Consider the following 24,649-nt stretch of genomic DNA (forward strand, 5'->3'; position numbering starts at 1 on the left):
TTCGACCACCAGCGCGGGGAACGCGGCCGGCCGCTGGAGCGCATCAAGAGCGAGCTGGACACACGGGCGTCGCGTTCGCCCAACACACGACCTGCCGGACCACCTGTGACTTCGGGCTGTGTGACCTGGGGCTTCCAACGGCGGTTCAGCGCGTCAGCGGGGCCGGCGCGCAGGGGGTGGTGACGGCGACGGTCTCTTCGCTTGGTTCCTTGCCGCTTTCACGTGACCTTCGGAGATGTCTGCAGACCGTCCAGTCGCCTGCTCACTGTGTCGAGTGTCGGCCAAGGAGGACCCTCGCGCAGCAGGCGCAGGAGTCCCTCTCCGAATCGCCTCCCATTCGGGAACTGGTCGCCAAGCTCCCAACGCCACGCGGCGACCATCGCGATGACGAGCTGCCGGCACTCGTCCAGCAGCCCTTGGTCAACGCCTGGGTAGTGCTCGCAGACCGCCTCGGGGACATGGGCGAGATCGAACTCGACGGGTCCACGGCAGCACGTCTCGAGGTCGACGAACAACGGGCCGTTCTTCGTGCTGAGCACATTGCCCGGATGCGGCTCGCCGTGGAGCAGCTGCTCCACGGCGCCTCGCTCCTCGATCGCTCGGTGCAGGCTTGCCAGCCTGCCGCTGAGGAACACGCGGTCCGCGTCGGCGAGCTCCGGCGAGCGATCCGGGTCGGCGACAACTTCTTCCGCCTCCGTGATCCGGTCCGTGAATCTCGGGCTCGGCACATCGACCTCGCGCATGCCGGCGTGCAACTGCTCCAGCGCCTTGGCGTAGTCGACTGGTGAGGTGTGAGGTGTCACGGGCTCGTAGTAGGTCCACAGCGTCACCGCGAAGCCATCGCGCGTGTACACACGCGGGTCCACCCGAGGCTCCAAGGGACACATCGGGCATCCGGCCTCGACGAGCCGTTGGGCGAGCTCGACTTCGAACCGTGCGACCTCTTGTCCCACAGGGGCGACCCGGGCAAAGGCGTCGCACGGCGTCAGCCGCAGTGCCAGCTTGTTCGAGTTGTGGAGAACGATTGCGTCGTCGGCCGGCAGGCCGAGGGATGCGGCGACCGAAGTCGCAGCCGCGATCGCACGCGTGACGTCGGTCATCTCCACCCTCGCATCTTGGCACAGATGAGCGAGGGCGAAACCAACCAGGCGTGGCCAGGTGCCGACTACCGTGGCTCGGCACACCTGGACTGATCTCTCCCGCCATGGTGGCCATCCTTATGTGGACCTTCACTGGCCCCGCGCGGGCTGCCGCGATCGGCATTTTTCGACATCGGCGGCCCGGAGTTCCGTTTGAGAGCGCCTCCCACGCGAGCTCGGCAGCGACGCCGGGCTGACCGGTGTTTGGCCATTCGAACAATTGCGCCGGTAAAGAAAGAGCTGCCGAGCGGCACAGGGCAACAGCGGATTCCGGCCGACTCCCCGCCCACCAGCACGGATTCGGCTGGCGAGACCAGTACGTTCGCGTCCTCAGGACGTCCACATTCCGCAGGTGAATCGTTGATTCCAGTTCGTTCCCCTTTCCCTTCCGCCTCTGGTGAATCTCGATTCCCGTAAGAAAAGGCAGAGCAAGCTCGAATTCCGTCAGGTGGCCTGATCGGTGTTTTTAGGACGTTATGCGCAGGGGGCGCCAGGAAATCGTTTCTCCATATCTACGATCGCCAGCTATGACGGAAACTCCACGGGACAACTCCGCCATCCGCGCACGCTGGCAGACGTGTCTCGAGCTCGCCCGCCAACTCCTCCTCGTCGGGCCGAACGGCGAGGACCTCAAGCTCGGTTATCTGCACACCCTGATCGACACGGGCCGCCTCGGCCCCACCCACCACCCGCGCAAGAAGATCCTCGTCGTCGGCGCCGGCATCACCGGACTCGTCGCCGGCCGCCTGCTCAAGGAAGCCGGCCACGACGTCACCATCCTCGAGGCCAACGCCAGCCGTGTCGGCGGACGCGTCAAGACCTTCCGCGCGACCAAGCACCACCAGCCCTTCGACGACCCGGCCCAGTACGCCGAGGCCGGTGCCATGCGGCTGCCCGACTTCCACCCGCTCGTCCTCGCCCTCGTCGACAAGCTCGGGCTCGGCCGCCGCCAGTTCTACAACGTGGACGTGGACCCCGGCACCGGCAGCGGCCCCGACACGCCCGTCCCCCCGGTGACGTACACCTCCTTCACCGGCCGGACCTGGACCTACGGCGACGACAGCCCCGACTTCCGGGAGCCCGACAAGCGCGGCAACTCCTGGATCCGCGCCAACCGCGCCCAGGTACGGCGTGCCGACTACACCGCCCGTCCCGAACGGCTCAACGAGGGCTTCCACCTCACCGGCGACGAGGTCCGCGCCCCGGTCGTGAAGATGGTCGACGACGCGCTGGAGACCGTGCGCGACTACTACTCCGACGTCGTCGACGGGAAACGCGTCAACAAACCGTTCGACGAGTGGGTCGAGGGCTGGGCCCGGGTGATCCGCGACTTCGACGGCTACTCGATGGGCGGCTTCCTGCGCGAGATCGGCGGGCTCAGCGACGAGGCGATCGAGGCCGTGGGGACCCTGGAGAACATGTCCTCGCGGCTGCACCTCTCCTTCTTCCACAGCTTCCTGAGCCGCAGCGACATCAACCCCGGCGTCCGCTACTGGGAGATACCCGGCGGCAACTGGCGCCTGCCCCACGCCCTCCACCAGGGCCTGCTCGACGAGGTGCGGCTCGGCCACCGCATGATCCGCCTCGAATACCACGACCCCAGCCGCGACGCCGACCCCGAGGGCACCGGCGTCGTCGGCCCCGACGGCTGGGGCGTGGCCGTGCAGACCGTCGCCGAGGACGATCCACAGGCCCCGCCGCGCCTGTGGACCGCCGACCTGGCGATCGTCACCATCCCCTTCTCCGCCCTGCGCTTCGTGGAGATCGTCCCCTCGATGTCGTACAAGAAGCGCCGCGCCGTCATCGAGACCCACTACGACCAGGCCACCAAGGTGTTGCTGGAGTTCAGCCACCGGTGGTGGGAGTTCACCGAGGACGACTGGCGCGAGGAGCTCGACCGCATCTCACCCGGGCTCTACGACCACTACCGGCAGGGCGCGGACGCGGGCACCGGCCTGACGATCGTGCGCGCCGAGTCCGACAGCGGTCCGACCCTGACGCTCTCGCCCACCGGTCTGCTCGGCGCCGCCGTCAAGGACAGCGGCGTCACCGAGGAGATGCGGCAGATCGACAGCGCACTGCCGCTGCGCGGCCCCTCCGTCCGGCCCGCCACCCACTGCTTCGGAGGGGGCTCCGCCGCCGACAACCCCAACCGGTTCATGTACTACCCGTCGCACCGCGTCGAGGGCAGCACCGGCGGCGTCGTGCTCGCCTCGTACTCCTGGTCCGACGACGCAGCGCGCTGGGACTCCATGCGCGGCGCGGAGCGCTACGTCTACGCCCTGCGCAACCTCCAGGCCCTGCACGGCCGCCGTATCGAGGTGTTCTTCACCGGGCGGGGAGCCACCAAGAGCTGGGCCCGCGACCCGTACGCCTTCGGTGAGGCCGCCATCTACACCGCGCACCAGATGACCAGCTTCCACCTGGACGTCTCCCGGCCCGAGGGCCCCGTGCACTTCGCCGGCGAACACACCTCCCTCAAGCACGCCTGGATCGAGGGCGCCCTGGAGAGCGCCGTCCGCGCCGCCCTCGCCGTGCACGAGGCGCCGCCGGTCACCACCCCGGGCGCCGACCGGGAGGGGGACCGCTCATGACCGCGATCGACCCCGGGTGCACGGTCGCCCGCTACCTCGCCCTGCGCCTCGCCGAACTCGGCATCACCCATCTGTTCGGCGTCCCCGGCAACCACCTCGGCCCGTTCCTGACCACCCTGCGGGCCGAGGGCGACGTCGAGTGGGTCGGCACCCCCACCGAGGGAGGCGCGGGCCAGGCCGCCGACGCCTACGCCCGCGTCCACGGCGTGGGCGCGGCAGCGGTCACGTACAGCGTGGGCGCGTTCAACCTCCTCAACGCCTGCGGCGGCGCCTACGTGGAGCGGATCCCGCTCATCGCCGTCAACGCCTCCCCGCCCTACGAGCAGTGGCAGAACCACCGCGCCCTCGGCCTGCTCACCTCACACATGAGCCCCCGCCCGGAGAGCAACCTGGACGTCTACCGGCAGGTCACCGTGGACGCGCAGGTCATCTCCCACCCGGGCCTCGCCCCCGGCCAGATCGACGCCGCGCTCACCGCGTGCCTCTCCGAGCGCCGACCGGTCTACCTGGAGGTCATGGAGGACCTGTGGGACGAGCCCTGCCCCGAGCCGGAGGCGCCGATCGTCCCCCGCGAGCGGCCGTTCAGCGCGCGCAACCAGCTCATGCTGAACCACGCCGTGGACGCGATCCTCACCCTCGTCGAGGAGTATCCCGGCCCGGACGGCAGGCCCCGCCCGATCGTGTGGGCCGGCGAGGAGATCGACCGGTTCCGGCTCGGCGGGCGGCTCACCGACCTGGTGGAGGCGACCGGCGTGCCGTTCTGCACCACCGTCGGCGCCAAGGCCGTCGTGGACGAGGACCTGCCGCAGTTCCACGGCGTCTACAACGGCGGGGCCAGCCACCCGGACGTGCACGGGATCTTCAAGGACTGGGCGACCTGCCGGATCGGGCTCGGCGCCTGGTCCACGTCGAAGAACCTCGGCGGCGAGCAGTGCGTCGGCACGGACTGGGTGATGGCCGCGAACGGCGGCGTCAGCGTCGGCACCTCCTACTTTCCCGACGTCCAGCTCGAACAGCTGCTGCCCGCCCTCCAGGACGCGCTGGTCAAGGCCTACGGCACCGGGGGCCTGACCGCCGACTACTACGCCGAGGCCCATGCCCACCACCGGCCGCTCTCCGGCCACCACCAGGCGCTCTCCGCCGACCACCAGGCGCTCTCCGGCCGCCCCGCCGACCTGGAGCGCCACCGCGCCTCACTGCGCACCAGCGGCTCCAGGTCCCGGCACGCCGACCGGCGACGGCTCACCTACGACGGCGTGTTCGACCGGATCAACCACTTCCTGGGCCAGGAGACCGGCGACGACTGGACGGTGGTCTCCGACGCCGCGTTCTCCCTCATCGGCTCGGTGAACCTGTCCCTGCCGGCCGGCGGGTTCCTGTCGCAGGTGAGCTGGCTGTCCATCGGCTGGTCCGTCGGCGCGGCCACCGGCGCCGCGCTCGCACCAGAGCGCGAGAACGCCCGCCCGATGGTCTTCGTCGGCGACGGCGCCTTCCAGGAGACGTGCCAGGAGATCTCCACCCACACCAGGCTCGGGCTGCGGTCGGTGGTGTTCGTCATGGACAACGGACACTTCTACGGCATCGAGCAGATGCTGGTGCGTCCGTCGTACTACGCCGAGCGGGGCTCCGCCGAACCGGACGACCCTGACACTGCCGACCCGGACTTCTACAACGTCCTCCACCCCTGGCACTACGACCGCCTCGCGGACGTCTTCGCCGGCCGGCACACCCCGGCGAACGGCGTCACCATCGCGGACACCCGCGACCTCGACGACCTCCTGGACCGCATCAACGACCCGGCCGACCCGGTCAACGCGGGTCCCCTCCTGGTCCGCGTCCGCCTGCACCGCCACGACTACCCACGCGCGATGGCCTACAAGGTTCCGAAGGAGAAGGAAAATGGCTGATCTCAACGTCCTGATCGCGTTCGACGCGGCCACGATCGTCGAGCAGAATCCCAACGCGTCCAGGAATCCCGACGCACCGACCTACGTCGACGAGAACCTGATCTACATGACGACGCGCCACGACCACATCGTCGGCACCTCGGGGGCCGAGCTCAACCTCCGGGCCGAACCCGGGGACAGCATCAGGTGGCGGGAGACGACGCTGTCGCTCGGCAGCGACTACAAGGCGCTGCTGTACCGGTACGTGAGCAGCGACCCCAACCACACGCTCATCCGGACGCCCGAGATCGAGGTGGTCGACGGCGTCTACCCCCTGCCGAAGGAGGGGACGGAGGGCAGGCCGGAGTTCGAGACGCAGCGGTACATGGACCACTACTGGCGCACGACCGTCAAGAAGGTCGGCAAGGTCACGTACCACTTCTCCTTCCAGATCCTGGACCGGCACCGCCAGTTGAAGGGGTACTTCCAGTGGGACCCCTTCATCACCATTGAGGACTCCTGACCGACGGAGTGAGGGCGGCGGCCGCACCGGCCGCCGCCCTCGCGATCAGGGTGCTGACCGGTCGGCACTCCAGATCCCCGCCGCCACGTTCTGCGCGAACCCGGTCGGCGACGGCTCGTTCGGCAGCCGGGCGGGCACCGTCGTGCCCTTCTTGGCGCCCGCCCGGTCGGCGAACAGCGCGACCGTCAGGGCGAGTTGGTCGTCGTACCCGGTGGTCCACACGGTCCGCCGGGCGGTCCCGCCACCCGCGCCCTCGGTGGCGAACACCTTCGCCGTGGCCCTGGCCGTGGCCGTCGCCTCCACCGCGCCGACGGCGACGGGCGTCGGCCCGGCCCCCGTCAGGCCGTCCGCCACCATCGCCTCCTTCTCGCCCAGCACGCGCCGCACGTCGGGACGCGCCCGGTAGACGGTGCGGCCCTCCCGTGTGACGCGCGCGACGGTGTACGGGGTGGCGTACCTGCCGTTCGCCGCGACCGCCGCGTACGCCGACGCCAGGTTCAGCGGGGTCGGTGCCGCCGTCCTCAGCAGTCGCCGCAGCGGTTCGCCCGCCTTCACCCTGCTGAACGGCTCCAGGGCCGTCCCCGCCTCCACCGCCCCACTCACCGCGTCGTTGAACGGCTGCCGCGCGTAGTCCGAGCCCCCGTACAGCACCCGCACCGCTCCGTCACCGGGCACCGTCCCCACGACGGCGGTGTGCACCCGGACGCCCTTGGCCCCGGGATGCTCCTGGACCAGTTGCGTGGCGGTGTCCTGCAGCGCCAGGTCGAACGTGGTCGTCACGCTGTAGCCGCCGCTCGCGAGCTGGTCCTCGGTGATGCCGAGCCGGTCGGCGGCCTCCTTCGCGGCGATGTCGATCAGATACTGCCGCTGTCCCTCGGTCTCGCCCGGCGGATAGAACCGGAACGCCGGGAAACGCGCCTCGGCCCGCTGCTTCGCCGTGATGCTCCCGCTCGCCGCCATCGCGTCGAGCACCCACTCCCAGCGGTCCTCCAGTTTCGCGGTCACCTTCGGGTCGGAGCCCGCCTTCTCGTAGTACGAGGGGATGTTGACGATGGACGCCAGCGCGGCGCCCTGCGCGACGGTCAGGCTCTTGGCGTCCACGCCGAAGTAGTTGCGCGCGGCGGACTGGATCCCGGCGGAACCCCGCCCGAAGTACACGGTGTTGAGATAGCCCTTGAGGATCTCGTCCTTGGTGCGGGTGCGGTCCAGCTTGATCGCGATGAGCGCCTCGCGTGCCTTGCGGGACAGCGAGCGCTCCGGGCTCAGCAGCGCGTTCTTCACGTACTGCTGGGTGATGGTGGAGCCGCCCTGCTGGTCGCCGCCCGTCACCGTCGCCAGCACGGCCCGCGCGATGGCCCGCGGCGAGATCCCGCTGTCCGTACGGAAGGAGCGGTTCTCCGCGGCGATCACCGCTTCCTGCACATGCCGGGGGACCGCGGACAACGGGACGTCCTGCCGGTCGACCGGTCCGCGCCGCCCCAGGTAGGCGCCGCCGGAGTCGAGGAACACGGTGCTCTGGGTGACGGTCTCGGGGTGCGGCTTCGGAATGGCCGTGAGGTGGTACGCCACGACGGCCGCCGTGCACAGCGCCGCGATCAGCGTGAGGAAGGCGTAGAACAGGCGGCGAAGTCGCCGGCCCCGGTTGCGGCGGAACCGGACCCGCAGCGGTACGCGCTCGCGGTGGTGCCGGGTGGCGGGCAGCATCCGCCTCCTCGGCGGTGGTGCGGTGTTCCCGTTCCCGTTCCCGTTCTCGTTCTCGTTCATATGCGCCACCACCTGCGGTCCGACTGCGCGGCGACCTTGCCCGAGGCGTCGTACACCGTGACGATCCGCTCGTCCCCGCCGGTGGACAGGAGCATCTTCACGTCCTCAGCGGGCAGCGGCGCGCTCGTGTACCAGACGCCCCAGCCCGGACTGCCCGCCAGGACGAGGACCTTCGCCGTGACCTCGCCGTCGCCGGTTCTCACCTCGACGCGGCCCGGCTCGCCGCTCAGGCCATGGAAGAGGCCCGACAGGACGAACCCGCCCTTCACGGAGTCCATCCGCAGGGAAACACCCGGTTTGTCGAGCTGGACGCCGGTGTCGTCGTCCTGTCCGCCGGGGCGGGAGACGGTCACGGGCACCGACCAGTGCCCGCCGTCGGCCGTCAGCCACACCCGTACCCCCGGTCCGGCCGTCACCCGCTCGCCCGGCGCGACCACCCTGATCGGGCTCGTCGCGGAACGGCCGCCGCCTCCCGCCCGGGCTCCGGACGTCCCGTCCTCCTGCCCACCGCCCCCGACATGCCCGGCGCCCAGGAGGGCGACGGGCGTGAGCAGCGCCGCGCAGGCGGCCGTGGCCACGGCGATACGGCGCCGCCGCCGGACGCGGCCCCGTGTCCGGATGTCGGCCAGCGGTACCTCGGACGGGTCGACGTCGCGGGCTGCACGGGCGTACACCTCGCGCAGCCGCCCGGGGTCGGCGCCCGTCGCTTTCAGACCCTGTTTGGCGAGGGCACGCACCGCGCCCACCGAGCAGCCCAGCGACTGGGCGATCTCCGCGTCCGCCAGCCCCTCCCAGGCCCGCAGCACCAGAACGGCCCGCCGTCGCGCGGCCCGCCGTCCACGCAGCCGGCGCACATGGCCCTGCACCAGGCAGCGCCGCACGTGGAAGTCCACGTCGTCGCGCGGAACGCGTCGCCAGCGCGCGCACATCCGCACCAGCGTTCTGAGCACCAGTTCCTCCGCCGCGCCCGGGTCGTCGTCGAGCAGCCGGGCGGTCGTGACCAGCCGGGACCAGTGCGTCCGGGCGTACGTGGCGAAGTCGTGGCCTGCGGGGAGAACGTCGTGAGTGGGGGGCACGTGGGCGGTCCTTCGGCTCGGGAACTCGGTCGTGGCCGGACGCGTGGGCGTCCGTCCTGGTCGGGCAACTGCCGGGTGCCGCGGGTAGGTTGAGCAGCCGACGAGCCGACACCGTTAAGGGAGGGGAGGCCCGGAACCCGTGTGCTCCGTCTCCTCGGTGGGGTTGTGCATCGCCGGGCCGCGACCTACGCGACCTACGGGACCTGTACGCACGGCGGAGGTGGCCGGGTTGCAAGGAAAGGGCACGGATTCCGGTGGGGGCATGACCGAGGACGAGTTCGACGCTTTCTACGCGACCGCGTTCCCCCGGCTGACCGGCCAGCTCTACGCGTTCACCGGGGACCACGGCGAGGCCCAGGACGTCGTCCAGGAAGCGTTCGTACGGGCCTGGGACCGGCGACAGCGGTTCCTGGCGGACAGTGCTCCCGAGGCGTGGATCCGCACGGTGGCCATGCGGCTGGCGGTGAGCCGCTGGCGACGGGCGAGGCGCTGGCTGGAACTGGTGCGGCGCACCCCGCCGCCCGACTCCTCCCCGGGGCCGAGCCCTGAGCACACCGCGCTCGTGGCCGCCCTGCGCGAACTGCCCGAGGCCCAGCGGATGGCGATCGTCCTGCACCATTTGTGTGACTTGAGTGTGGAGCAGGTAGCCTCCGAGACCGGCGCCCCCGTGGGGACGGTCAAGGCGCGACTGTCCCGGGGGCGTGCGGAGCTGGCGAAGCGTCTTGCGGGGGACGGGGACGGGGACGGGGACGGGGATGAGGAGAGGGACAGGGGTAGGGGTCGGGGTAGGGGTAGAGACGGGGACAGGGACAGAGACGGGAACGAGGCTGACGGGCCGGTCCGGAGGGAGAGCCGCCGTGTCCGATGAACTCACCACCGCACTGCGTGAGTTGGCCACCACCCACGCCACTCAACCGGTCGTCGGCGGCGCCGAGATACGTGGCCGGGCGATGCGCCGCAGGCGCCGCCGCCGTGCCGCCGCCGGCCTCGGCGCGGGAACCATGGTCCTCGCTCTGCTGGGCTTCGCCCTGACCCTGCACCTCGGCGCGGACCAGGACCACCCGGCCGGGCGCCGGGGCCCGGCCGCGCCCCCGTCCGGTTCCGCCTCGCCGTCCGCGGTCACCCCGGCGCCCGTCTCCGGCACGCTCGACCCCGCCGAGCGCACCCTCACGTTCGACGGCCGGGTGATGCCGGTCCTCTCGGAGTTCGACGTCCTGGTCGTCTCCACGAGCCCGCTGACGGTCGTCGAGAAGCAGGACCGGAAAGAGGTGACCGTCGACGTGCTCTCCAAGGGCCCCGCCGAGGTGGACGTCCCCTATGCGGTCGAGCTGCGCGACGGGGAGGACCAGCCGCTCCACGTCGGCACCTTCACCGCACAGCTCAAGGCCCTGAGCGGCTACGACGTCCGAGCCGGCCTGATCGCCCTCGGTGCCGAGGACGCCAAGTGGTTCTACGCCCGGGTCCACCCCGGCGACACCGTCTCGCTGACGACCGGCACGACACCGACGGTGAGGACACCTGCGGACCAGGCACCTGCGGACCAGGCACCTACGGACAAGACACCGACTGCCACGCCCTCGGAAGCCACGCCCTCGGACGCCGCCGCGACATCCGACGCCACGGCATCCGACGCCACGGCATCCGACGCCACGGCATCCGACGCCGCGACATCCGGTGCCACGGCATCCCGTGCCGCAGCGGGTGACCCTCAGGCATCCCCGTCCGAGGGGACACGCAAGGTCACCCGGTAGCCGCCGTCCGCGGTCGCGCCCGCTTCGAAGGTGCCGTCCAGGAGTTCGGCTCGTTCCCTGAGACCGATCAGGCCCTGGTGGGAGCCGGGGAGGGGGAGGGAGGGGCGGGTGGGGGGCGTGTTGGTGACGGTGACGCCGAAGGCGCCGGCCTCGTGCCAGAGGCGTACGGTCGCACGGGCGCCGGGGGCGTGTTTGCGGACGTTGGTGAGGGCTTCCTGGACCGTGCGGTACAGGGCGCGTTGCGCGGGCGTGCCGATGTTCGGGGGGAGTTCGCCGGTCAGTTCCGTGTCGATGCCGCTCGTGGTGACCAGTCTGTGGAGGTCGGCGAGGGTGGGCTGCGGGGTCAGCTCGGTGGCGCGGCCACCCGAGGCGCGCAACAGAGTGACCATGTGGCGCAGTTCGTCCAGGGTGTCGACGCTGAGCGAACGGATGGCGCGGACCCCGTCCTTGACGTCCGGGTCCTTGACGGCGACCTGGAGGGCACCCGCCTGCACGGCGATCAGGCTGACCTGGTGGGACACGACGTCGTGCATCTCGCGGGCGAGCTGGGCGCGTTCGCGGGTGAGGACGACCTGCGCGTGCAGCAGGCGCTCGTGTTCGCGGGCCTCCTCGATCTCGACGAGCCGGCGCCTCAAGTCCCGCCGGGCCTGCACGAGTTGGCCCAGCAGGACGGGCGCGGCGGCCGTGGCGAGCGTGTAGAAGAAGTAGACGACGGTCCAGGTCCGGTCGTGCGAGGCGAAGTCGCTCAGCGGCCAGGGGGCGGCGGAGGCGAGCGCGAACAGCACGGCGCAGACGGTGAGCAGACGGCGGTCGCGTGAGCGTTCGGCCAGCGTGAACAGGGCCGCGAACGGGGCGAACACGATGTCCAGCATCAGGCTGGCCGGCAGCGTGAGCAGGAACACCGCCAGGGGAAAGCGCCGGCGGGTCGCTAGCGCCACGCAGGCGAGTGCGGCCATGGCCTGCCCGACGGCGGACGTGTCCTCCAGGTTGAGCAGGCAGTCCGCCACCGCGACGGCGACGGCCACCGCGTCGAGGGCCGACTCGGGAACCCGCGCCCACCAGCCGGCCGGACCGAACGCACGCGCCCTGACCGACGCCGCGGCGACCGCCGGTCCTGGTCTGCTCGGCCCCGGTCTGCCTGGCGCAGGGCTGACCGGCCCCGAGCCGACCGGCGCCCTGCTCGCCGAGCCAGACGCGCCTGCCGCGCCCGCCGATCCCGTCGAGCCCTTCGCGGTCGCCGTGTTCGCCGAGCCTGCCGATCCCGTCGAGTCCTTCGTGCTTGCCGTTCCCTCGGTGCCCGACGATTCCTTCGCGTCTGCCGTGTTCGCCGAGCCAGACGCGCCCGTCGAGTCCTTCGCGGTCGCCGTGTTCGCCGTGTTCGCCGAGCCTGCCGATCCCGTCGAGTCCTTCGTGCTTGCCGTTCCCTCCGTGCCCGACGAGTCCCGCGCGCCCGCCGCGCCCGCCGCCCTCGTCGCCCCCTCCGCGCCCATCGACCCCTCCGCGCCCTCCACCCCCTCCCGACTCATCGCCCTCGCTCCATACGCCCCCGCGTACCGTCGTCAAGCAGCCCGGCCCGCTGGGCGAGCAGTGCCGCCTGGACTCGGCTGCCCACGCGCAGCTTGGTGAGGATCGCGCTGACGTGGTCCTTCACCGTGCCCGCGCTGAGGTGGATCCGGCTGCCGATCTCGGCGTTGGACAACCCCTGTGCGATCAGCACGAGCACCTCGCGCTCCCGCTCGCTGAGCCGTCCGACCCGGCCCACCTCCTCCTCGTCGCCGGCCGCCGAGGCCCCGGGGTGGCTCTGCCACACGGCCCGGGACGCCTTGGGTGACATCACCACCCCGCCCGCCGCCAGCGTCCGTACCAGCTGGGCGAGTTGCTCCGGTTCGGTGTCCTTCAGCAGGAAGCCGGCCGCACCGGAACGCAGCGCGGTCAGCACGTACTCGTCGGCGTCGAACGTCGTCAGCATCGCCACCACCGGCGGCCTGGGCAGCGCGCGCAGCTGCCCCAGCACGGTCAGCCCGTCCACGTCGGGCATCCGGATGTCGAGCAGCACGACGTCCGGCCGCTCCCGCCGCACGGTGTCGACCGCTTCGGCGCCCGTGGTGGTGGCGACGACGTCGATGTCGTCGGCCGCGTTCAGGATGAGCCGGAAACCGGACCGCACCAGGGCCTCGTCGTCAACCACCATCACCCGGATCACGCCTGCGCCGCCTCGCCGTAGTTGTCCAGTCGTCCATCAGCGATTCGACCGTAGAACAGGAACCCCTTGTCGGGCGCCCACGAGAGCCGCACCCGCCACTCGGGGGGTGAGGTCCGGCCGCCCGGCGGAGTGGGGCGCCCGGGCGGCGGGGGTGGACCGGACAGCTGACGGATACTCCGGGCGCGGCCTGCTCCAGAGCCTGGACGCATGACCCAGAACGCAGACCTCACGGCGGCCGAGACGCCCGCCACGACCACGGCACCGGCCGACGCACCGGAGAGCCTGAAGCCCCAGGAGACCCTGAAGCCCCAGAAGACCCCGGAGACCCCGGAGACCCCGGAGACCGTTCGCCCCTCGACCGGCCGCCTGATCGGCGTGGACCTCGCCAGGGGCCTCGCGGTCTTCGGCATGTACGCCGCCCACGTCGGCCCCGACCCCTCCCAGGGCGGCGTCGTCGGCCACGTGATGGAACTGGCGCACGGCCGTGCCTCCGCCCTCTTCGCCTTCCTGGCCGGCTTCTCGGTCATGCTCATCACCGGGCGCCGCACCCCGAAGACCGGCCGCGCGGGCCGCCAGGCGGTCGCCAAGGTGGTGATACGCGCGCTCGTCCTGCTCGCCCTGGGCACCGCGCTCACCATGACCGGCACCCCCGTCGAGGTGATCCTCGCCTTCTACGGTCTGTACTTCCTGCTGGTCCTGCCCCTGTACCGGCTCTCCGCCCACCCCCTGGCGATCATCGCCGCGGTGAGCGCCCTGGTCCTGCCGCAGGTTCTGTACGGCGTCCAGCACGCGCTCCCCGAGGACGGCGCGAGCGGCCTCTGGGCCTGGCCCGCCGACGCCGACGGCATCGTGTCCCTCCTGTTCACCGGCAGCTACCCCGCCCTGACGTGGATCCCCTTCGTCATCGCCGGCATGGCGGTCGCCCGCCTCGACCTCACCGCCACCGTGGTCCGCGCACGTCTGGCGATCACCGGCGTCGGCCTGGCCGTACTCGGTTACGGCGGTTCCTTCCTGGCCCTGCGCCTGTTCCCCGGCGCGCTGAAGGCGCTGGCCGAGTCCGGCTGGGGCGACGGCGCCTCGGTGGCGTCCGCCTGGTGGTCCGACACCTGGGGCTATCCCACCGGCACGACCCCGTACGGACTCCTGGTGGCCTCGCCGCACAGTGAGACCACCCTGTCGATCCTGGCCAACACCGGTGTCGCGCTCGCGGTCCTGGTCGGCTGCCTCGCCGCCGTCGACGCCTTCCCGCGCTGTGGTCGTCTCGCCCGCCCGGTCATCGCCGTCGGCTCGATGTCCCTGACGGCGTACGTCTTCCATGTCGTCGGCATCCGCCTCCTCGGCATCGAGGAACTGCCCGGTTCCCCCCTGCACGTGCTGCTCGGCTTCATCGTCGCCGTGACCGTCCTCGCCGCCCTCTGGTCCCGCCACTTCCGGCGCGGCCCCCTGGAGTGGCTGCTCGGCAAGGCGACCAAGCCCGCCGAACTGATCCGCTGACCGTTCGGGGCACGCGCGGTCACCGCGTGACGACCGGCCGGAAGGCGTCCCGCACATCCGACTTGGCGGTGGAGACGAACTGGTCACCGGGCCCGTAGTCGTACGTGCCGTAGTACTCGTAGCGCAGGACCTCCGGGCAGCTTCCGCCGCCGATCTGCACCGAGCGCGGGCCGACGCGCTTTCCGGTGCGCAACTCGTAGACCTTCAGCGGGATCCTGACCTTGTGGAAGGTCACTTGGTGCGGGAAGTACGCGGACTTGTCGTTCTCGTAGGAGCACGTCTCGACGGCGGCTCCGTTCTCCGCCGGGTCCGCGCAGACCACGAGCGCGGCCTTGGCGGGGTCGCCGGTGCGCCAGGAGCTGGGGAGCTTGTCGGAGTACTCGGTGTCGCCGAGGAACAGCGCGCGGTGGGACCCCTCGCGGTACGCCGGGGCTCCGCCGTACTTCGCGGGCTTGGCGCAGTAGCCAGACTCCGCGTCGGACGCGTTCGCGACCAGTTGGCGCACGTCGGCCAGTTCGATGGCGAGGGTGGCCTTCCGCACGCCGCCGCGTGCCTCGCCCGCGCGGGCGTCGTGCGGGTAGCCGTCGAGGAGCCGCTGGTAGTGCGCCCGCGCCTGCTGCCAGGCGTCCTCGGTCATCAGATGGTCGCCGCATCCCACCAGAGCGGCGGGTTCGGTGCGCGCGGCCGTGTCGGCGGACCGGTCCAGTACGTCGCGGGACGGCGCGCGGTCGCGGAGCCAGCCGGTGAGGACGGCGGTGTCACAGGAGTCGTCGGTGGGCAGCCGGCCGAGGAAGGCGTCCAGGACCGTCCTGACGGTCTGCTCGTTGCCGGGCTCCCGCAGGACACCGGTGAGCATGCCGAAGCCCCGCTCCAGGTCATCGGCGCTGCCCCTGCGTGCGGCGCGGGCCAGGGTGGACGCCGCCCGGTCCAGCCGGTGGCACGCCCGCACCACCGCGTCGCCGGGCCCCACCACGGGCGCGCCCGCCAGGCGGTGGCCCCACCACACCTCGCCCTGTGCGGCCACGGCCGCCTCGCAGTCACCGCCCTCGCGGGCCTCGTCCACACGGCCCCCGACGCCGTACGCGTCGACCCGCAGCAGCGCGGCGGTCAGCAGCACCGCGAGCGTGAGGGCGAGTGTGCCCGCGCGCTGCCCGCGCCGTACGACGTGCTCCGCGCGCCCGCGGGCCAGCGACCAGCCGTGCGCGGTAGCGGTCACCCACCAGAGAAGCAGCAGGATCTCGGCCCAGGTGTCGGCGGTCGACGCGACGACGTTGAGGAGCCAGGCCGTGCCGACCGCGGCGAACACGGCGAGCCGCCAGTGCCCCAGGAGCAGATAGCCGATGCCGAGCAGTGAGGCGTTGCCGAGCGCCGCCGCCACCGGGTCGCCGGGAGCCGGGATCCTCGACGGCTCGGAGGGCTCGGAGGGCTCGGGAGGCTCCTGCGGCGGATACGGGCCGGGTGCGTACGCCGGGTAGGTCATGGAGCGATCACCCCCGAGGCCGAAGCCGGGCCGCGTACGGAGAAGTAGGCGCGGCCCGTCTCGCCGCTCACCATCCACAGGGCCGCGATGTCGAAGCCCGCGACAAGGAACGCCGCGAGGCTGGGCGCGTCGGAGGCAAGCGAGCCGATGAAGGCGAAGACCATCGACAGCGACACCAGGGACAGGCACACGATGAGCACCACCCGGATCCAGGTGCGGCGCCTGCGAGCCCGTACGACGCAGGCGGCCTGGAGCGCCGCCAGCCCCCAGCAGAACAGCGCCACGAACCAGGTCATGGCCATCGGCATGTGCGGGTCCTGCCCGTGCTCCTGCCTGCTCCGGGTTTCGTCGATGATCGCCCAGCCGCCGAAGACGTAGCCCAGCCCGTGCAGGGTGAGCAACACGAGGACGAGCATGACGGGCCGGGGCATGCGCACCGTCCCGGGCGGGCCCGAAGTGACGGGCGGGCCGGGCGGGTTCGGAGAGCTCTGCATCGTCGTCACCTCACGCTTTCGTCGTCCGGCAGGTCGTAGACCCGCGCCCAGTCCACTTCGTGGACAGCGCTCTGCAGGTCGTCGCCGTGGAAGTTGTCGAGCTGGATGGTCTGGTGCATGGACGGGGCGCACTGGATGCAGTCGCGGACCGTGTTCGCGCCGCCGGAGAAGCGGAACCACTCCTCGCCGTCGATGAATCCGCGCAGGTGGTCCGGGGTCCACTCGATGGCGACGTTGTGCCACCGCGACAGGTCCACGCCGCACTTGCGCGCGGACTCCTGCTGCACGGGGACGTTCTGGGGGTGCGGGTAGTGCAGGAACGCCTCGGCGCAACTCTCGCCCGGGGCGCCGTTCTCCAGGTAGTCGTACTCGCCGTCCTCGGGGTGCTCGTTCGAGTCCGGCCACAGGAGCAGCAGCGGGTGGTACTGCCGCCCGTTGTCGGGGGCGGTGGCCCGGGAGCGTACGCGGGCCTCCCACCGGCCGTACTGCCGGCTGTGGGGAGAGCGGAGCCAGCCGGTGTCGCCGTTCGCCTCGCCGGTCATGCGCAGGACGCCGCCGACGACCCGGGTGTTGGCGTCGCAGCGGCGGCCGTTGCCGCCGTGGCCGGGCCAGCACTTGCCGGGGCCGCCGCCCGCCGGGCGCCACTTGTCGCGGTCCGGTACGGCGGGCTCGGCCTCGGAGCCGTAGTCGAACTCGTCCGACCACTCGGGCAGCGGGTCGCCCCAGCCGTACCGTTCGGCCGCGGTCACCGGACGGTCGGTGCCGGCGGCGTTCACCGTGGTCACCGTGAGCAGCGCCGCGACCGTCGCGGCGCCGAACCCCACGGCGAGCCGGGTGGGATGTCGTCCGTACATGACTCTCCTTCAGCCTGTGGCGCGTGTGCGGGGAGATGCGCGGGAAGAAGGGGCGGCCCGAGCCCTCCCCTCGCCGGGCTCGGACCGCCTCATGGCCCCCTCCGGCCATCCCTCGACCAGTCGACCGCCGTGCACCGTTGTTCAGCAGGCCCTCTCCCGGCACTGAACAACCTGGTGGGGCGGACGCCGGTCGGGAGGAAGGGTGAGGATCGAGTGAACTCCTCTGTCGCGCCTGCGGATTCGCCGGACGTTCGATTGCGGCCACCCTCGCCGCTGCCTACCGTGGGCGCCCGAGTGGACGCGCTGGGTCATGAGCCTGTCGCCGGCCACCGTGAACGAGGGGAGGGCGGGCACGTGCCGGGACAACCGGGACCGGGGCGCGCCGAGGGCGAGCTGGATCCCGAGGCCGGGCCGGTACCGCGGTTCGCCGCCGAGCTGCGCGCACTGCGCGAGTCCGCGGGGAAGCCCACGTACCGAGCGATGGCCGAGCGCACGCGGTACGGGGTGACCGCCCTGTCGCAGGCGGCGGCCGGAAAGCAGCTGCCGAGCCGCACGGTGACCCTCGCCTACGTGACGGCGTGCGGCGGCGACGTGAACGAGTGGGATCGTCGCTGGCGCGAGGCGTCGGCCGAGTCGGCCGCAGAGAAGGCCGAGGCCGAGGACGAGAACTCCCGGCCGCCGTACCGCGGCCTGACCCGGTTCGAACCGGCGGACGCCGAGCTGTTCTTCGGCCGCGACCAGCTCGTGGAGCGGCTGACCGAGCTGAACCGCAAGCACCGCTTCACCGCCGTCTTCGGCCCGTCCGGCAGCGGCAAGTCCTCACTGCTGCGCGCCGGACTGATCCCCCGGCTGCGCACACCGGGCGAAGGAGGGACGGGAGGCACAGGAGGGACAGCCGAGGAGGACGACGTGCCGCCCGCGGCCGTACGGATCCTCACACCCGGCGCGGACCCGCTGCGTACGCACGCCGACCGGCTCGTGCCCGTACCGGACACCGACGCCGACACCTGGCTGATCGTCGACCAGTTCGAGGAGTTGTACACCCTCGGCGTCGACCCGGCGGTCCGGGACGCCTTCATCGACCGCCTCGTCGCCGCCACCGCCGCCGACAGCCGTCTGCGGGTCGTCATCGCGGTACGGGCCGACTTCCTCGGCCGCTGCGCCGAACACCCAGGCCTCACCGCGGCGTTGCAGGACGCCACGCTGCTCGCCGGCCCGATGAGCCGCGCGGACCTGCGGGAGGCCATTGTCCGTCCGGCCACCGCGGACGGCCTGATCGTCGAACGCTCCCTGACCGACCGCCTCCTGGACGAGGTCGAGGGCGCCCCGGGCGGGCTGCCGCTCATGTCGCACGCCCTGCTGGAGACCTGGCGCCACCGCAGCGGCCGTGTCCTGACCGAGGGTGCCTACGACGCGGCCGGCGGTCTGCGCGGAGCCGTCGTCCGCACGGCCGAGCAGGTGTACGGCGAACTCTCCTCGCCGCAGGCCGAGTTGGCCCGCAGGATCCTGCTCCGCCTGGTCGCCCCCGGCGACGGAACAGCCGACACGCGTCGTCCGACCGAGCACGCGGAGCTCGACTTCGGCGATCCCGCCGACACACGAGTGGTGCTGGACCGCCTGGTGCGAGCCCGCCTCATCACCTTCGACGACGGCACGGTCGATCTCGCCCACGAAGCTCTCATCACCGCCTGGCCCCGCCTGGGCGCGTGGATCGACGCCGAACGCGACCGGCTGCGCGTCCACCGCTCGCTCTCCGAAGCGGCCCGCACATGGGAGACGCTCGGCCGGGAGAACGCCGCGCTCTACGCCGGCTCCCGTCTGCACGCCGCCCGAGACGCCTTCCCCCATGACACCGCCCGAGCCCATGACTCCGCCCGGGCCCAGGACTCCGCCCGGGCCCAGGACTCCGCCCGGGCCCAGGACTCCGCCCGAGCCCAGGACACCGCCCGGACCCACGGCACCGCGCTTCAGGACGGCCGGGGCGACGACCTCACCCCGCTGGAACGGCAGTTCCTCACCGCCTCACTGAGGCGCCGACGCCGCGCCGCGCGACTTCGCCGTACGGTCGTGGCGGTGCTCGCCGTGTTCGCACTGATCGCCACCGGCACCGCCGTCGTCGCCCTCCAGGCGCGCGCCACCGCGCAGGCCGAACGGGACACCGCCGTCTTCGGCCGCCTCACCTCCGAGGCCGACCGCGTCCGCGAGACCGACTCCGGGCTGGCCGCCCGGCTCGACGTCGCCGCGTACCGCATGCGCTCCACCTGGGACCTGCGGACCCGGCTGGCCTCGGACGCGGGCCGGGTGCTGGCCACCCGGCTGCCCTCCCACGACGGTGTCGGCAGCTCGGTGGCGTACGCGCCGGACGGCCGCACCCTCGCCAGTGGCGGCCATGACGGCACGGTCAGGCTGTGGGACACCGCAGCGCCGGCGGACGGGAGGCCGGTGGGCGAGCCGCTGCGCTTCCCGACGGGACGGGTCGGCGCGGTCGCCTTCGCACCGGGCCACGGCGACCTGCTGGTGGCCGCCGGGGACGGCGGCACGATCCAGCTGTGGGACGTACGCGACCGGGAGCGGCCCCGCGCCGTCGGCCGCCCGGTCGTGAGCCACGACGAGCAGAACATCGTCTCGGTCGCGTTCGCCCCCGACGGCCGGGCCCTCGCCACCGCGGGCGACGACGGGACCGTACGGCTGTGGGACCTGCGCGACCCGGCCCGCCCCGTGCCGCTGGGCAAGCCCGTCAGGGCCGACGACTCCAAGGAAGGCAGCGTCCGCGCCGTCGCCTTCGCCCCGGACGGGCACACCCTGGCCACGGCCGGTTACGACGGCACCGTACGGATGTGGCGGTTCGGCGAGGCCGAGAACGAGGACGAGGACGAGGGTGAGGGCGCGGGCGAGAGCGACGGGACCGGGGCCGGGACCGGGATCGCACCGCTCGGCAGGCCGCTGCGCGCCCACACCGCCCCCGTCTGGACGCTGGCCTTCTCCCCGGACGGCCGGACGCTGGCCACGGCCGGCTTCGACGAGACCGTACGGCTGTGGGACGCGTCCACCCCGAGCCGCCTGAAGTCGCTGGGTGAACCGCTCACCGCGCACACCGCGCCGGTCATGTCCGTGGTGTTCAGCCCTGACGGCGAGACGTTGGCGACGGCGGGCGAGGACGACGCGCCCATCCTGTGGAACGTGGCCAATCCCGCATACCCGCAGCAGCTCGGGGAGCCGCTGACCGGCCACTCGGAGGCCGTGTGGGAGGTGGCCTTCAGCCGAGACGGCCGTACCCTCGCCGGCACCGGTGCCGACGGCGGCGTCCTCCTCTGGCACCGGCCCCCGACCGTCCTCACCGACTTCACCAACCCGCTGACCGCCGTGGCCTACAGCCCCGACGGCCGCCTGCTCGCCGCCGCCAGTACCGACGACGGGCTGATCCGCCTGTGGGACGTCCGCCGGCCGGACCGCCCGCGCCGTCTGGCGCGGCCGCTCGCCCACGAGGACGAGGTGCTGGCCGTCGCGTTCTCCCCGGACGGCCGTACGGTGGCGAGCGGCTCGAAGGACGGCACCGTACGGCTGTGGGACGTCTCCGCGCCCGGACGTCCCGCCCCGCTCGGCGAACCGACGGCCGCGCACGACGGCGGCGCCCGCGCCGTCGCGTTCTCCCCGGACGGCCGCACTCTGGCCACCGGCGGCCAGGACGACTCGGTGCGGCTGTGGGACGTACGGCGGCCGGGCACCGTACGGCCGCTCCGCGAACCGCTGCGCGGCCACACGGACGCCGTCACCTCCGTGGCCTTCTCCCCGGACGGCCGCACCCTGGCCACCGGCAGCTGGGACGACACGGCGCGGCTGTGGCACGTGGGCGACGGGAGGCGGGCACGCCCCGCTGGCGCTCCGCTCAGGGGCCACGACGAGCAGGTCAACGCGGTGGCCTTCGCCCCGGACGGGAAGACACTGGCGACGGCCGGCGACGACCGTACGGTCCGGCTCTGGGACGTGGAACAGCCGGACCGCGTACGTCCGTTGGGGGAGACGCCGGCCGGGCACGGCGGTGCGGTCAGGTCCGTGGCCTTCTCCCCGGACGGCAGGACACTCGCGACCGGCGGCGGCGACCACGCGGTCCGCCTGTGGGACGTGACCGACCCGGCCCGCGCCGAGCCGGCCGGCCAGGAACTCACCGGCCATCTCGACACCGTCACCTCCGTCGCGTTCAGCCCGGAGGGCGACACCCTCGCCTCCGCCGGCTACGACCTGACGGCCCGGGTGTGGACCCTGGACGCGGGCCGCGCGGCGGACCACGTCTGCGACCGCACGGGTGGTGTCCTCAGCCGCGCCGAGTGGGAGGACCACCTGCCGCAACTGCCCTACCGGGCACCGTGCGCGGGGCGCTGAAACCCCCGCGGGCGCTCAGGGGGTGGTGAACTCCAGCACGGCGCCGTCCTCGTTCTGCGCGACGACGGTCGCCTTCAGGTCGTCGCCGAACTTGGCCACACCGCCCTGGCCACCGAGGTTCATGATGGAGCTCGCCGTCATGAACGTGACGGATTCGTTCATCACGGAGACGTTCACGGTCAGCCCGTTCGCCGTGATTCTCACCGGCCGGGTCACCAGGATCTCGCACTCGCCGTCCGAGCACGCGCCGGTGTTCGTGCCGTCCTTGGCCCTGGGCAGCGGGCCGGTGGGGTCGGGCGCGGGCGAGGCCGTCTCCTCGGCCCCCTTGTCGGGCTTCCAGCCCGGGGTGCACTGCTTCGCGCGCTCGTACGCGGCCGCGAGCCGCGGATCCTTCTTCGCCGGCGCGGGCAGGTCCGGCTGGGGCGGTGTGAGTGACTGGACGAGCTTGTCGACGTCGGTGGCACTGCCCTCGGCGTCGTCGAAGGCCGCACTCGGGGACACGTCGTCGAGTGCGGCCACGACGCCGCTCACCTTCTTCAGCAGGGCGTCGAGCAGCCGGTCGGCGGCGGGCACGCCCGAGGGGCCGAGTTCCTTCAGCGCGCTTTCCGCGTCCTCCACGGCCAGCGGTGTCCGGGAGAGGTAGCTGGTGGCGAGGAGTTGGGCGGACGAACCGCCCTCGGCCGTGTTCCGGATCTCCTTCAGATCCGCCGCGCTGTCCCTCCGGACGTCCTCGAGCGTCGCCGTCGACTCGCACATGCCGCCGACCCACTCCACGAGTTCCTTGGACGGCGGCCGCACCGGCGTCGGCCGGGCCGACTCCTTGCCCGACGCGTCGGCCTTCTCCTCCGCCCCGCCCCCACAGCCACCGACGGCCATGCCAACGGCCAGTACCAGCCCGGCGGCCACTACGGTGACGCTCACTCTCCTGGACATGCGACGACCTCTCTCCGTGCGACGACCCTCTTCGCGGGCCGGACACCGGCACCGCGGGTCCAGCTCAGCGCGGCGCGGATTGTTCAGCCACACGGCCCCCGGCCGTGAACAACGTCCGGGAGGGGAGAAGTGTCAGAGCGCCAGGCGTCGGACAGCCTCAGCACGCTTTACCCCTTCTGTACCTTCCGGATGCCCACCGGCCATGCACGGTGATCAGACTTCCCGTCGCGCGCCGTGGTGACGCGCGACGAGGAGGGGATCAGATGAACCGTCTGGGAATCGCGACCGCGGCCGCCACGACCGCCACGGCTGTCGCCCTGTCCCTGGCCGCCACCGGACCGGCGGGCGCGACCGGTTCGACGGGCGCGACCGGTTCGACGGGTGCGGTCGGCGCGACTGGTGTGACCGCTGCGACCGGCGCCCACGCGCCGAAGCTCCGGAAGCTCCAGGCCCGCGACGACGCCTACACCGCGCACGCCGGCCGGACGCTGACCGTCGGCGGGCGGCACGGCGTACTGGCCGACGACACCGGCAGCCCTGCCACCCTCGTCGCGCACACGAAGACCGCCCACGGCACGCTCGCCCTCGGTCAGGACGGCTCCTTCCGCTACACACCCGACGCCGGCTACCACGGCACCGACACCTTCACCTACAGGATCAGCGACGCCGTACGGCTCTATCAGACCCGTCTGAAGCCCCTCGCCGTCATCGGCGGGGTGACGGTCACGGCCGGGGCGTACGGTTCGTCGCTGTACCCGGTGCCCGGCTCGAAGGACGAGTTCTACGGTCTCACCGACCGGGGCCCGAACGTCGACGCGCCGAACGGCGACAAGGTGCTGCCCCTGCCGGACTTCGATCCCGCGATCGGGGAGTTCCGGCTGAAGGGCACCAAGGCCGTACTGGAGCGGACGGTCCCGCTGCGCGCCGCCGACGGCACGCCGTACAACGGGTTCGTCAACTCCCAGGCCGGGACCGGCGAGAACCTCGTCGACCTGAACGGCACCGCGCTGCCGCACTCCCCGTACGGTTACGACTCCGAGGGCCTGGTGGCTCTGCGCGACGGGACCTTCTGGGTGTCGGACGAGTACGGGCCGTACATCACGCACTTCGGCCGCGACGGCCGGGCCATCGAGCGGCTGTCGCCCTTCGACGGCTCGCTCCCCGCCGAGTTGGCCGCCCGCGTGCCCAACAAGGGTATGGAAGGCCTGACCGTGACCCCCGACGGCCGCACACTCGTCGGCATCATGCAGTCCGCGCTCCAGCAGCCCGACCTGCCGGGCGGCGTCAAGGCCAAGAACGTCACCCCGCTGCGCATCGTCACCTACGACCTGCGCACCCACGCCACGCACGAGTACCTGTACCTGCTCGACGACCCGAAGGCGAACAGCGGCGCGGTCAGCGAGATCACCGCCCTGAGCAGCACCCGCTTCCTCGTCGACGAACGGGACGGCAACGTCGAACCGGGCGCCTACAAGAAGCTGTTCGCCATCGACCTCTCCGGCGCCACGGACGTCGGCCCGTCGTCCACGGTGCCGGGCGCCCCGTACGACGCGGCCAAGGGCGGACTGCTCGTCGGCCCGGGCCGGCAGACCATCGAGGCCTCCGTGGGCGACGGCAACACGGCGACCGCCACGGCCATCCTGAAGTCCGCGGGCATCACCCCCGTCGCCAAGAAGCTCCACCTCGACCTCGGCGCCCTGGTCAGCGGCCTCGACCCGACCGGCGGCTTCTTCGGCCACGACAAGGTCGAGGGCGTCGCCACGACGGACGGCGGCCGCACCGTCGTCGTCAGCAACGACAGCGACTTCGGCGTCGACGGCGTCTCCGGCTCGACCCCGGCCCCGCCCTACTCCCTGCACGCCAAGATCCTCCCGAACGGCACGCAGGACGACGGCGAGTACCTCGCCGTCGACACCACCCGCCTCCCGGCCGCGACCAGCACGGCGACTGTGACGATCACCGTGAGGTGACCGTCCGCACCCCACATCGCGAAAGGCGCGGCGCGGCGGCGGCCGCGGGGCCCGTGCCGAGCGGCCGAGCGGCGGGGCGGGCCCGCGGGGGCGGGGGCCGGGGGAGAG

General features: G+C 72.4%; 16 protein-coding genes and 1 pseudogene. 8 read left to right on the forward strand and 9 right to left on the reverse strand.

The window, feature by feature from the left end:
- Positions 1 to 218 precede the first annotated feature (218 nt).
- Complete coding sequence (locus AB0959_RS41935; RefSeq protein ID WP_366832114.1) at positions 219 to 1,100, reverse strand: aminoglycoside phosphotransferase family protein; 882 nt, start codon at positions 1,098 to 1,100, stop codon at positions 219 to 221.
- Positions 1,101 to 1,666: 566 nt separating this feature from the next.
- Here AB0959_RS41935 and AB0959_RS41940 point away from each other — a divergent pair.
- Genes AB0959_RS41940 through AB0959_RS41950 form a run of 3 tightly spaced genes read left to right on the forward strand, consistent with a single transcriptional unit; the run spans position 1,667 to position 6,142 of the window.
- The gene (locus AB0959_RS41940; protein ID WP_366832094.1) at positions 1,667 to 3,733 is read left to right on the forward strand and encodes an FAD-dependent oxidoreductase; all 2,067 of its coding nucleotides are present in this window, start codon (positions 1,667 to 1,669) and stop codon (positions 3,731 to 3,733) included.
- Positions 3,730 to 5,640 (forward strand): thiamine pyrophosphate-binding protein, encoded by a 1,911-nt coding sequence (locus tag AB0959_RS41945; protein ID WP_366832095.1) that lies wholly within the window; start codon positions 3,730 to 3,732, stop codon positions 5,638 to 5,640. The genes AB0959_RS41940 and AB0959_RS41945 overlap by 4 nt, the downstream gene beginning before the upstream one ends.
- The gene (locus AB0959_RS41950; protein WP_366832096.1) at positions 5,633 to 6,142 is read left to right on the forward strand and encodes an inclusion body family protein; all 510 of its coding nucleotides are present in this window, start codon (positions 5,633 to 5,635) and stop codon (positions 6,140 to 6,142) included. The genes AB0959_RS41945 and AB0959_RS41950 overlap by 8 nt, the downstream gene beginning before the upstream one ends.
- 45 nt (positions 6,143 to 6,187) lie before the next feature.
- On the opposite strand, the gene AB0959_RS41955 is transcribed toward AB0959_RS41950, so the two are convergent.
- A complete protein-coding gene (locus tag AB0959_RS41955; protein WP_366832097.1) occupies positions 6,188 to 7,906 on the reverse strand; it encodes a transglycosylase domain-containing protein in 1,719 nt (572 codons plus the stop codon).
- On the reverse strand, positions 7,903 to 8,982 hold the full coding sequence (locus AB0959_RS41960) for a sigma factor-like helix-turn-helix DNA-binding protein (protein ID WP_366832098.1): 1,080 nt from the start codon (positions 8,980 to 8,982) through the stop codon (positions 7,903 to 7,905). The genes AB0959_RS41955 and AB0959_RS41960 overlap by 4 nt, the downstream gene beginning before the upstream one ends.
- 262 nt (positions 8,983 to 9,244) lie before the next feature.
- Here AB0959_RS41960 and AB0959_RS41965 point away from each other — a divergent pair.
- Positions 9,245 to 9,709 (forward strand): annotated as a pseudogene (locus AB0959_RS41965) (SigE family RNA polymerase sigma factor); the annotation flags it as partial.
- Between the two features lie 130 nt (positions 9,710 to 9,839).
- Positions 9,840 to 10,733, forward strand: a complete 894-nt coding sequence (locus AB0959_RS41970; RefSeq protein WP_366832099.1) for a hypothetical protein — start codon at positions 9,840 to 9,842, stop codon at positions 10,731 to 10,733.
- On the opposite strand, the gene AB0959_RS41975 is transcribed toward AB0959_RS41970, so the two are convergent.
- Positions 10,691 to 11,758, reverse strand: a complete 1,068-nt coding sequence (locus AB0959_RS41975; protein ID WP_366832115.1) for a histidine kinase — start codon at positions 11,756 to 11,758, stop codon at positions 10,691 to 10,693. The genes AB0959_RS41970 and AB0959_RS41975 overlap by 43 nt on opposite strands.
- A 497-nt stretch (positions 11,759 to 12,255) precedes the next feature.
- On the reverse strand, positions 12,256 to 12,924 hold the full coding sequence (locus tag AB0959_RS41980; protein ID WP_366832100.1) for a response regulator transcription factor: 669 nt from the start codon (positions 12,922 to 12,924) through the stop codon (positions 12,256 to 12,258).
- A 219-nt stretch (positions 12,925 to 13,143) separates the two neighbouring features.
- On the opposite strand from AB0959_RS41980, the gene AB0959_RS41985 reads away from it, so the two are divergent.
- Positions 13,144 to 14,430 (forward strand): DUF418 domain-containing protein, encoded by a 1,287-nt coding sequence (locus AB0959_RS41985; RefSeq protein WP_366832101.1) that lies wholly within the window; start codon positions 13,144 to 13,146, stop codon positions 14,428 to 14,430.
- A gap of 19 nt (positions 14,431 to 14,449) precedes the next feature.
- On the opposite strand, the gene AB0959_RS41990 is transcribed toward AB0959_RS41985, so the two are convergent.
- Genes AB0959_RS41990 through AB0959_RS42000 form a run of 3 tightly spaced genes read right to left on the reverse strand, consistent with a single transcriptional unit; the run spans position 14,450 to position 17,258 of the window.
- A complete protein-coding gene (locus AB0959_RS41990) occupies positions 14,450 to 15,910 on the reverse strand; it encodes a hypothetical protein (protein WP_366832102.1) in 1,461 nt (486 codons plus the stop codon).
- Positions 15,907 to 16,404, reverse strand: coding sequence for a hypothetical protein (locus AB0959_RS41995; RefSeq protein ID WP_366832103.1), 498 nt, complete (start codon positions 16,402 to 16,404; stop codon positions 15,907 to 15,909). The genes AB0959_RS41990 and AB0959_RS41995 overlap by 4 nt, the downstream gene beginning before the upstream one ends.
- A gap of 5 nt (positions 16,405 to 16,409) precedes the next feature.
- The gene (locus tag AB0959_RS42000; RefSeq protein WP_366832104.1) at positions 16,410 to 17,258 is read right to left on the reverse strand and encodes a glycoside hydrolase family 16 protein; all 849 of its coding nucleotides are present in this window, start codon (positions 17,256 to 17,258) and stop codon (positions 16,410 to 16,412) included.
- Positions 17,259 to 17,612: 354 nt separating this feature from the next.
- Here AB0959_RS42000 and AB0959_RS42005 point away from each other — a divergent pair, with 354 nt between their 5' ends.
- Positions 17,613 to 21,638, forward strand: coding sequence for a WD40 repeat domain-containing protein (locus AB0959_RS42005; RefSeq protein WP_366832105.1), 4,026 nt, complete (start codon positions 17,613 to 17,615; stop codon positions 21,636 to 21,638).
- A gap of 15 nt (positions 21,639 to 21,653) precedes the next feature.
- Here the strand turns inward: AB0959_RS42005 and AB0959_RS42010 are convergent, their stop codons facing one another.
- Positions 21,654 to 22,571 (reverse strand): hypothetical protein, encoded by a 918-nt coding sequence (locus AB0959_RS42010; protein WP_366832106.1) that lies wholly within the window; start codon positions 22,569 to 22,571, stop codon positions 21,654 to 21,656.
- A gap of 263 nt (positions 22,572 to 22,834) precedes the next feature.
- On the opposite strand from AB0959_RS42010, the gene AB0959_RS42015 reads away from it, so the two are divergent.
- On the forward strand, positions 22,835 to 24,541 hold the full coding sequence (locus AB0959_RS42015) for an esterase-like activity of phytase family protein (RefSeq protein ID WP_366832107.1): 1,707 nt from the start codon (positions 22,835 to 22,837) through the stop codon (positions 24,539 to 24,541).
- Positions 24,542 to 24,649: the final 108 nt, after the last annotated feature.

The organism is Streptomyces sp. NPDC046862, from assembly GCF_040704615.1.
Lineage (GTDB): Bacteria > Actinomycetota > Actinomycetes > Streptomycetales > Streptomycetaceae > Streptomyces.